Origin of the sequence: Runella aurantiaca (genome assembly GCF_003339505.1) — a bacterium.
In the GTDB taxonomy this organism is placed as follows: Bacteria; Bacteroidota; Bacteroidia; order Cytophagales; family Spirosomataceae; genus Runella; species Runella aurantiaca.
Genome location: NZ_QPIW01000057.1, coordinates 1 through 1,682 on the forward strand (window position 1 = coordinate 1; position 1,682 = coordinate 1,682).

General features: G+C 36.2%; 1 protein-coding gene. It reads left to right on the forward strand.

Annotated features, from left to right (window positions below):
* Positions 1-131: 131 nt before the first annotated feature.
* Complete coding sequence (locus tag DVG78_RS29790; RefSeq protein WP_229598354.1) at positions 132-1,472, forward strand: transposase; 1,341 nt, start codon at positions 132-134, stop codon at positions 1,470-1,472.
* Positions 1,473-1,682 lie beyond the last annotated feature (210 nt).

The window sequence follows — 1,682 nt, forward strand, 5'->3', positions numbered from 1 at the left end:
GGCTTCCCTTTAAAGGGTTAAGATATTAAATATCAGTACTTTGCATCAAAAAATAATCCCCGAATATGCGCGTATTTGGCATAATTCGGGGATTTTCGTATTTTAGTTGTGCTAACAAACCTAAAATACAGATGCAATATACGTTATTTGACTTGGATTCTCCAATTTTCAATAAATTGTATTTATTCAAGAATTCAACTAATTTAGGTTCGATTTATCAAACCATCAACTGGTCATCACTGATTGAGCTACTTCCTAAGAAAAAAACGATGGCAGGTGCGCCATCATGGCTTCCTGCTCAAGGCTATTTTGGGTTGATGTTTTTGAAACATTACACCAAATTGAGTGATGAAAAATTGTTAGAACGGTTCAATACGGACTGGTCGATGCAAATGTTTTGTGGCGTATTACTAACTGATAATGAATTTATTAAGGACAATTCATTTGTATCAAAGGTGAGGAATTATCTTAGTCAACATGTTGATTTTGACGTTTTTCAGTCAAAAATGATTAAAAACTGGAAAGAGGAGTTGCCTGAGAAAAATGTGATGTTGGCCGATGCGACATGCTATGAAGTATATATTCGTTTTCCAACCGATGCGAAGATTCTTTGGGAATGCTGTGAATGGTTATGGAACAAAAAAATCCCTCAATTTTGTAGGGCTCACAAGTTGAAAGAACCACGTTCCAAGTTCCAAGAGCAAAAAAAGAAACATTTGGTGTATTGTAAACTCAGAAAGAAAACACACCGAAAAACTCAAGCCAGAAAACGAGCATACCTTCATCTATTATCGAAAGGAATTAATGAATTTCAATCGATTCTTAACCAAACTAAAGCCGAGGGACTGTCCCACAAAGAGGCTTCTGTTTTTAAAACTATCAAGCAAGTCTATCAGCAGCAAAATCATTATTTTAATCACCCCAAGTCAAAGATCAAGCATCGGATTGTAAGCTTACATAAACCCTATATTCGCCCTATTGTCAGAGGAAAAGAAAATAAACCAGTCGAGTTTGGCATAAAAGTTCATAAAGTGCAGGTGGGAGGTATCAATCTTATAGAACATGCTAGCTATGAAGCATTTAATGAGTGCAAGAGATTGAAAATAAGCGTCTTGAAACATAAAAATAACTTTGGAGAATGTACTCATTTATCGACCGATAAGATTTATGCTACCAATGAAAATAGGCGATTTTGTACTCAAAATGACATTCAGACAAACTTTGTCCGCAAAGGAGCAGGTAAAGATGACAAACCTACCAAAAAGATAAAAGAGCTACTCAACAAACAACGAAGCACAAGCCTTGAGGGAAGTTTTGGAACAGAAAAGGAGCATTATCTACTTCACAAAATTAAGGCTCAAAACCCTGCTACCGAACGCGTCTGGCTCTTTTTTGGCATTCATACAGCCAACGCTGTTAAGATAGCATCGAGGCGAGAAAAAGCCCAAAAAGGGCTTCGGCAAGCAGCCTAAAAATACCAATTTTATCATCAAAAAATCACTTACGGCGAGTAAGGTGAGAAAACTATGCTTAAAATTCACCCTCTTCGAGGTAGATAGATGAAAAATTTGTAAATGTTGTATTATTCTGTGGTAAGTTAATCAAAAGTTAAAAACCCCAGCAATAGTTAGCTGGGGTTTTTAAAGAAAAACAAAGTCCAAAGTAATTTCCAAGGGAAGCCT

Bases quoted from the DNA above. Each gene is read 5' to 3' on its own strand.
- DVG78_RS29790 (WP_229598354.1), top strand. From the start codon at position 132: ATGCAATATACGTTATTTGACTTGGATTCTCCAATTTTCAATAAATTG.